The organism is Streptomyces sp. NP-1717 (genome assembly GCF_022695985.1).
Lineage (GTDB): Bacteria > Actinomycetota > Actinomycetes > Streptomycetales > Streptomycetaceae > Streptomyces.
The window spans coordinates 20174-27660 of sequence record NZ_JAAPBF010000086.1 but is presented as its reverse complement, the minus strand read 5'-3'; the positions used below and the strand labels follow the sequence as shown (position 1 = coordinate 27660).

The following is a 7487-nucleotide window of genomic DNA, read 5'->3' as shown; positions in this document are numbered from 1 at the left end:
ACGGGCACATCGCGCAGGCAGCGGTGTACAGGCAGCAGCGGGTACCGAGGAAGGCGTACTGCGGACATGGCGCAGCAGGAGACGGACCAGAAGACCGAGGGCGGGGCCTCCCAGGCGGAGCGGGGGGACGGGTTCGTCGCGGGCGGCGAGACGATCGTGGACGACGAGGGGTTCGTCGTCGACTCGCAGGACGCGGAGGCCCGTGAACTGGCGTACCGCGAGCGCGGCACGTCGCGCCCGATCACCGTCGTCGGCAACCCGGTCCTGCACAAGGAGTGCCAGGACGTCACCGAGTTCGACGACAAGCTCGCCGAACTCGTCGACGACATGTTCGCCAGCCAGCGGACGGCGGAGGGCGTGGGCCTGGCCGCCAACCAGATCGGCGTGGACCTGAAGGTCTTCGTCTACGACTGCCCGGACGACGACGGCGTGCGGCACGTCGGCGTCGTGTGCAACCCGGTGCTGGACGAACTCCCGCCCGAGGCGCGCAATCTGGAGGACGGCAACGAGGGATGCCTGTCCGTCCCGACCGCGTACGCGGAGCTGGCGCGGCCCGACTACGCGGTGGTCCGGGGCCAGGACGTCAACGGCAAGCCGATCAAGGTGCGGGGCACGGGCTACTTCGCGCGCTGCCTCCAGCACGAGACGGACCATCTGTACGGATACCTGTACATCGACCGGCTCTCCAAGCGGGACCGCAAGGACGCGCTGCGGCAGATGGAAGAGGGCACGCCGCGCTACGAGACCGTGCCGAACGCCTGATCGTCCGATCGCCCGGACCCGGCACCCGGACGCGGTGATCGGGCCCGGCACCCGGACGCGGTGATCGGGCCCGGCGCGGCCGACCGGTATCGGTCGATGCCGGCCGACCTGTACCCGAGGACTCAGCGGCCCCGTTCCGGACATCCGGAACGGGGCCGGCGTCGTCGCGCCGGACGGGAGGCGGACGGTTGTCCCCGTCGCCATTGGTTCGACAAGTGGCCCTGCCCGGGGACGGGTTGACGCGCGTCGACCCTTGCGCCACTCTCTGCCGTACATCTCGCCTCGAGTCTGGAGACCCGATGCTTCGACGCACCTCAAGACTTCTGCTCAGCCTTGTCATGACCCTGTCGTTCGCCTGGGCGGGCGTGGTGGTCACCGCCGGTCCCGCCCAGGCCGACGGCTGCTACACCTGGTCCGGCACCCTCTCCCAGGGGTCCAGCGGCTCCGCCGTGACCCAGCTCCAGATCCGCGTGGCCGGCCACGCGGGCAACGGCGCCGTACTCGCCATCGACGGCGCGTACGGACCGGCCACGGCCGCCGCGGTCAAGCGCTTCCAGTCCGCGTACGGACTCGCCGCCGACGGGGTCGCCGGCCCCGCCACCTTCAACAAGATCTACGAGCTGCAGGACAACGACTGCACGCCGATCCACTTCACCTACGCCGAGCTGAACAACTGCAACTCCGACTGGTCGGGCGGCGCGGTGAGCGCGGCGACGGCCAAGTCCAACGCCCTGCGCACCATGTGGAAGCTGGAGGCGATGCGGCACGCGATGGGCGACCAGCCGCTCCGTGTCACCAGCGGATTCCGCTCGCACGCGTGCAACAACGCGGTCGGCGGGGCCAGCAACAGCCGCCATCTGTACGGTGACGCCGCCGACATCGGGTCCGGACCGCACACGCTGTGCGCCCTGGCCCAGAACGCGCGGAACCACGGCTTCAACGGCATCCTCGGCCCGGGCTACCCCGGCCACAACGACCACGCGCACGTCGACCACCGCTCGGGCCGCTTCTGGTCCGCGCCGTCCTGCGGGATCTGATCCACCGACCTGCCGTCCGGGGGCCTCACGCCACGCGCGTGGGGCCCCTGAACGTGCGCCGGTAGACGTTCGGGGTCGTCCCGAGCGTCCGCAGGAAGTGGTGCCGCAGCCCCGCCGCGTTGCCGAAGCCCGACCGGCCCGCGATCGAGTCCACCGTCTCGTCCGTCCCTTCCAGCAACTCCTGTGCCAGCAGCACGCGCTGGCGCAGCAGCCAGCGGTACGGGGTGGTGCCCGTCTCCTGCTGGAAACGGCGCGCGAAGGTACGGGGCGACATGTGGGCGCGCTCCGCGAGCTGCTCGACGGTCATCTCGCGGTCCAGATGCCGCTCCATCCATGCGAGGACCCCGCCCACCGTGTCGCAGGCGGTGGGCAGCGGGCGCTCGATGAACTGCGCCTGCCCGCCGTCGCGGTGCGGCGGAACCACCATGCGGCGGGCGATCGCGTTGGCGATCTCGGGGCCGTGCTCCTGGCGTACGACATGGAGGCAGGCGTCGATGCCAGCGGCCGTACCGGCGGAGGTGACGACCGGTCCGTCGTCGACGTACAGCACGTCGGGCTGCACGTCGGCCAGCGGATACGCCTCCGCCAGCTCGGCGGAGTGCATCCAGTGGGTGGCACAGCGGCGCCCGTCGAGCAGCCCGGCGGCGCCGAGGGTGAACACGCCCGCGCAGACACTGAGCACCCGCGCGCCCCGGTCAACGGCCCGGCGCAGCGCGTCCAGCAGCTCGGCCGGGTAGTCCCGTACGACATAGGTGTCCCCGGCGGGTACGCAGATCAGATCGGCCTCCTCCAGGCGGTCGAGGCCCTGGAGCGAGGAGAGGGTGAATCCCGCGTGCGTACGCAGCACGGGGCCCTCGGCGGAGACGACGGCGAAGTCGTAGACCGGCAGACCCTGCGCGCTGCGGTCGAGACCGAACACCTCGCAGAGCACGCCGAGTTCGAAGGGGTGCACACCGTCGAGCAGGACGACCGCCACGTTTTTCAGCATGGAGGCAGTGTGGCAGTAATTCGATGGTTCATGACAGTCCTGCCACTGCTCTTTTCGGTGCGGAACGACGACAGTGGAGGCATGAACGCAATCGGTGGTTACCTCGTCGTACTTGCCCTTTTCGGCCTTCTCGCCCTTCCCGGTCTCATCGGGTACATCAAGGACCGCGCCATCGACCGCCAACTGCGGCGCGCGGAGCACCTGGACGGCGCTCCCGAGCCGCCCGCCGGCCGACGGCCCACGTATGCGCCGACGCGGCCAGCGCTGCACCGACCGCGTACCACAGCAGGTCAGGCGCATTGAAGGTCGACCCGAGCACGAGCCGCACGATCACACTCCGCTCGGCGGGCCCGGCGGTCACCCCGCTGAGCTGAACCAACTCGACGGCACAACTGAACGCAAACGCGACGGCGCCTGCGACGACGGGCCGCACACGGGGAGCGGCGAGGACGACAAGGACGTACACGAGCACGGCATACAGCGCGACACCGCCGTACTTGGCGACATCCCCCTCGGCGACGACCCGAATCCCGAGCCCGGCGACCACCGTCCCGACGACGGCGACGCCCGCCACGGTGCGCGCACGCGCGACAACCCCCATACGGCCAGCCTATGCGGCGCGGCGCGGGCAGGAGTCGGGCGGTCTCCGGCTCAACTGTCACGGGGGCAGTTGAGCCGGAGACCGTCAGTCGGCTCCAGTCACTTACCGCTTTCGCCACCTTGGGGCTGCGGGTCACGCGGGGCCTCGGGCGGCATGGGCCCGCCGTCGTGCTTGCCGCCGTCTAGGGCAGTGATGTCAGCGGGGTGGCGGAACGGTATGCCGCGCCAGCCGTGGGTGTTGGTGTGGGATCTCGCCGCTCATTGCACAGGCTGTGCTTGTTCACCAGCGGTTCTTCCGCTGTCTCAGGCCGATGGCGCAGTCGTCCAGTCTCACGAACGTGGCGTGTCCTCGTACTTCCCGCCGATCGGCGGGAAGCTACAAGCGGTTGATCTGCGGTTTCTTTGTTCGATGCCGCACTCGATGCCAAGATCGGGAGATTGTGCCGCGGCGCCGTGGGACCGCCGATCGGCAGGAAACTTGACAGCTCTGCTGTGGCCCCGAAGCCTGTCGCCCCCACAGGCAGCCTGGGTCACGGGGGTCTTCCAACCGCAGTCGCTTGAGAGTGCATTGGGGGCCCGTAGAGGCCCAATGCGCCAAAATGCTTTGATAAATCATCGGACAGAGCTCCAGTCAACAGGTAACCTGACGCTATGACAAATGGTCTCGAAGTGGCACTTCGCAAGCGAGTCGATCTTGATCAATACGGCTCGAACAAGCGGCTACTGTTCGCATTGCAACTCATATTTGATATCGAGGATATCGCTACTGTCGCTGCCACTTCGCTGACAGACCACCCCAACGACAAGTCGTGCGATCTGCTTTACATTGACCGTGGTGCTGGTCGTGTTGTTCTCGCGCAGGGCTACGAGTCCGAGAACGCTGCGAAGCTCCAGGCGCCTGCGCGAAAGGCCGCAAGCCTCCATCAAGCGATTAACTGGTTGTTCAACAAGAGCGATCCCTCCGGGGTGCCGGATGCATTGCGTGTTGCCTGGCGCGAGCTCCACGATGCGCTGGCAGACGATGCCATCGGCGATGTCGCAATCTGGTACGTCCACAACCTTCCAGAATCGCAGCAAGCTTCCGCCGAGCTTCGAGCAGCGCGCGACTCCGCGTACGCTCAGTTGAACCATGGCTACCCCAACAGCGATATCGAGGTTTCTTGCGAGGAGTTGGGCCGCGAGCGACTTTCGCAGCGCTATGAAAACTCGCAGACGCCGATCCTCGTGTCGGACACGTTCACCGTCGAAGTGCCCGGGGCCTTCGAGGAACACGGCGACAAATGGACGGCCTTGTGCACCAGCGTGCCGGTCCGTTGTCTACATGAACGGTTTGAGCAGCACGGTGCCAGCCTGTTCTCCTCGAACGTCCGTGACTACCTGGGAAGCCGTCGTTCGCAGAGCAATATCAACAACGGCATCCAGGAGACAGTGCTTAACGAACCAACGAATCTGTGGGCTTACAACAACGGCATCACAGCTTTGGTACACGACTTCAGCTTCGTTAGTGGAACTGTCGAGATCACAGGCTCGGCATCGTCAACGGTGCCCAGACGACCGGCGCGATCGGATCAGTCCCAGCCGCTGATATCGGTCAGGGCAGTCACGTCCTTACCCGCTTCATCCGGTGCAAGGACCCTGAGACCGTGCGCAGTATTGTGCGATTCAATAACCGCCAAAACCCCACGCAAGCCTCTGATTTCCGCAGTAACGACGGCGTACAGAGGCGGCTTGTCCGCGAGTTCGAAAGGTTGGGGGTCGTCGGCTACAGCGGCGGAAGGCGCGGCGGATCTGAGGACGTCATCCGGCGCCCAGGAGAGAACCATCTCTCCTCTGAGGTAGCTGCACAGGCTCTCGCTGCCTTTCATGGAGAGTCTGGGGTGGCCTACCACGAGAAAAGTAAGATTTGGGAACAAGACGCACTTTACAGCCGGGTTTTCCCCGAACGCGTCACCGCCGAGCACATCGTGTTCGTGGCGAGCCTGCTTCGCGCCATTGAGATGGAGAAAGCGCGCCTCGGTCGCATCTCGGCAGATGCCCGGACCGAGGACGAGATCGAACTGTTCGAGTGGTTCAGCCTCCGTGGGTCAATCATGCTCGCTGCGGAGGCCATCGGAACCACAAGAGAGACCCTTGTCGGAGAGGCCGTCAGCGACGCCTACGTCTTGCAGTTCAAGAAGAACCTGAGCGTGTCCGAGGCAGCCAAGGTGTGGGAACCGATCGTGGAATCCCTACTCGCTTTCGCCCCGGGGCAGCTTCGAGACCCGCTGGTCACATCAACCCTACGCAACCGGCCGGCGGTCGAATCAGCACTACGAAACTTCCGCTCACAGGTCGTCGCAGCCCGCAAGCACAACCGCGCAGCCTACGAGCTGTTCGTGGACCAGGTGATCACTCGGTAGGGGCACGGCTTGCATCTTCCCTCTGGTACTCCTGCGGTAGTTCGTGACCTGGCGCAGGGTGATGCAGGTCGGTGGGGTGCAGTATGGCGACGGTGGAGGGTTGCCATGATTCGGGCTCCTGCCCCCCCCGGGATCTGGCAAGATCTGCTTGTGAGTCAACCCCTGGTGACTTTGCGCAAGATCGCGCTGAACGACTGGCAAGCGGTGCACTCCTGGGCCAGCCTTGAGAAGGCTTGTCGCTATCAGACTTGGGGGCCGAACACCGAGGAGCAGACGCGCTCGTTCGTGCAGGCCGCCGTCGAAGCCGGGGCGCACGCTGGGCAACGGAGAGTCGCCTACATTGCTCGCTTGGAGAATGAACTCGTCGGCATGGGTGAGCTGCACGTTCGTAGCCGTCTCCAGCGGCAGGGCGAAATCGCCTACATCGTGCACCCGAGGGCTTGGGGGCGTGGCGTGGGCACGGCGATCGGGCGAGAGCTCCTGGCGCGCGGGTTTGGGGAACTAGGACTCCACCGGATCTACGCGACCTGTGACCCGCGCAATCTCGCGTCGTCGCGGGTGCTGGGCAAACTCGGCATGACGTACGAGGGGCGGCACCGGCACACCGCGTTGATCCGGGACGGTTGGCGGGACTCAGAGATGTTCAGCATTCTCGAGGGGGAATGGTGCCCGAGCCCCACCGGCGGATTGTGATCTTGCTGGTGCGAGTCCTGGGGACATGGGTGCGGCCACCGTTGATCATCAGAGTGTGAAGGCAAACGACAGTGCGGTTACCGCAGGTCACAGCGTAGACCCTGCCCGCTGGCAGGCATCATTGTCAGAGCGTGAAATCCGTGTGAGGTACCGCGCGTTCCCACACGGACTCGAATGAGGAAACACAGAACTCGACCACATTCGGGTCCTCGGTGAAGTCCGTACGGATCCATTGCCCGAGACCGTCGAAGATGTTGAACTGGACCAGCCGCCCGTCGAAAATCCACAGGTCGTTTCCCGGCAGGGCGAGTGCTGATGCCCGGTCCCTTGCCAGCCACCGGACCCGTTCACCGACGTCGATGTCATCTGAGTGCCCGTGTGCTCGTAGCAGATGTAGTCGGACACCGGCACCGACACCACCCGCGCCCGGCGCATCTCGACGCCTCGGGCAGTCGCCTCGCGTACGAGATCGAGCCAGGACTGTCTGTCGGCGCGCTCCAGGTCCTCACTCCAGTCTCCGCGTCGGAACGCCGCGAAGTTGTCAGCCTCGTTGTCCACACCGTACGAGTCCCGCAACTCCAGGTGGACGGCGGAGCGATGTACGCCCGCCAGGATCTCAGCGAAGCTCTCCACGCTCTGCGACATCACACGCCTCCCTCAGGATCAACGCCATTCGAGCCGGGATCCGCACAACTGCCTCGTGGTCCGGAATCCCCATCGCGTGGCCCTGGATCTCGAATCCGGCACATGCCTTCTCGGTCCGCACGTCGGCCCGCCGGCCCTGGATGACCAGATCGTCCGTCTCCGGGGCGACCCAGACCGTCGGAGAGCCGTTGCCTCCGTTGTTGGGGTCGACTCCGGTGAACCGTAACGTCATGGTGACCTCACTTCACGTGGCCGGGGCCATCGACACTACGAGTTCCGTGAGGTTGCCCTCAACGAACTTGCAGGGTCTTGCAGGCGGATCTGGTGGGAAGCGGCTGCGGCTGGTGATGACCGGACGACGCG

7 protein-coding genes and 2 pseudogenes are annotated in these 7487 nt (G+C 66.0%); 5 read left to right on the top strand and 4 right to left on the bottom strand.

The genetic code is table 11. From position 1 onward, the window contains the following. Nucleotides 1-66: 66 nt before the first annotated feature. Nucleotides 67-762 carry a peptide deformylase gene (gene def, locus GXP76_RS18795; protein ID WP_242572706.1) on the top strand — a complete coding sequence of 232 codons (696 nt, stop codon included), beginning with the start codon at nucleotides 67-69 and terminating at the stop codon, nucleotides 760-762. A gap of 299 nt (nucleotides 763-1061) precedes the next feature. Then, nucleotides 1062-1799: a D-Ala-D-Ala carboxypeptidase family metallohydrolase gene (locus GXP76_RS18790; protein WP_242572705.1), complete on the top strand. Its 738-nt coding sequence runs from the start codon at nucleotides 1062-1064 to the stop codon at nucleotides 1797-1799. A 25-nt stretch (nucleotides 1800-1824) separates the two neighbouring features. Here GXP76_RS18790 and GXP76_RS18785 read toward each other — a convergent pair whose 3' ends face one another. Together GXP76_RS18785 and GXP76_RS18780 are read right to left on the bottom strand one after the other, a co-directional pair. Then, on the bottom strand, nucleotides 1825-2787 hold the full coding sequence (locus GXP76_RS18785; RefSeq protein WP_242572704.1) for a GlxA family transcriptional regulator: 963 nt from the start codon (nucleotides 2785-2787) through the stop codon (nucleotides 1825-1827). A gap of 157 nt (nucleotides 2788-2944) precedes the next feature. Beyond that, complete coding sequence (locus tag GXP76_RS18780; RefSeq protein WP_242572703.1) at nucleotides 2945-3388, bottom strand: DUF2809 domain-containing protein; 444 nt, start codon at nucleotides 3386-3388, stop codon at nucleotides 2945-2947. 650 nt (nucleotides 3389-4038) lie between these two features. On the opposite strand from GXP76_RS18780, the pseudogene GXP76_RS35645 reads away from it, so the two are divergent. From GXP76_RS35645 to GXP76_RS18770, 3 genes and pseudogenes are all read left to right on the top strand, one after another. Continuing rightward, nucleotides 4039-4878: pseudogene (locus GXP76_RS35645) on the top strand (AIPR family protein); the annotation flags it as partial. A 41-nt stretch (nucleotides 4879-4919) separates the two neighbouring features. Then, complete coding sequence (locus tag GXP76_RS35640) at nucleotides 4920-5786, top strand: AIPR family protein (RefSeq protein WP_308354167.1); 867 nt, start codon at nucleotides 4920-4922, stop codon at nucleotides 5784-5786. 150 nt (nucleotides 5787-5936) lie between these two features. Continuing rightward, nucleotides 5937-6479 (top strand): GNAT family N-acetyltransferase, encoded by a 543-nt coding sequence (locus GXP76_RS18770; protein WP_242572702.1) that lies wholly within the window; start codon nucleotides 5937-5939, stop codon nucleotides 6477-6479. Between the two features lie 124 nt (nucleotides 6480-6603). On the opposite strand, the pseudogene GXP76_RS18765 reads toward GXP76_RS18770, so the two are convergent. Both GXP76_RS18765 and GXP76_RS18760 read right to left on the bottom strand, forming a co-directional pair. After that, a pseudogene (locus GXP76_RS18765) lies at nucleotides 6604-7124 on the bottom strand (DUF6879 family protein). Beyond that, nucleotides 7096-7356, bottom strand: coding sequence for a hypothetical protein (locus GXP76_RS18760; RefSeq protein WP_242572701.1), 261 nt, complete (start codon nucleotides 7354-7356; stop codon nucleotides 7096-7098). The pseudogene GXP76_RS18765 and the gene GXP76_RS18760 overlap by 29 nt, the downstream one beginning before the upstream one ends. Between the last annotated feature and the right edge of the window lie 131 nt (nucleotides 7357-7487).

Excerpts from the sequence above, each read along its gene's own strand:
- def (WP_242572706.1), top strand. The coding sequence starts at position 67 with ATGGCGCAGCAGGAGACGGACCAGAAGACCGAGGGCGGGGCCTCCCAG.
- GXP76_RS18790 (WP_242572705.1), top strand. The coding sequence starts at position 1,062 with ATGCTTCGACGCACCTCAAGACTTCTGCTCAGCCTTGTCATGACCCTG.
- GXP76_RS18785 (WP_242572704.1), bottom strand. The coding sequence starts at position 2,787 with ATGCTGAAAAACGTGGCGGTCGTCCTGCTCGACGGTGTGCACCCCTTC.
- GXP76_RS18780 (WP_242572703.1), bottom strand. The coding sequence starts at position 3,388 with ATGGGGGTTGTCGCGCGTGCGCGCACCGTGGCGGGCGTCGCCGTCGTC.
- GXP76_RS18760 (WP_242572701.1), bottom strand. The coding sequence starts at position 7,356 with ATGACGTTACGGTTCACCGGAGTCGACCCCAACAACGGAGGCAACGGC.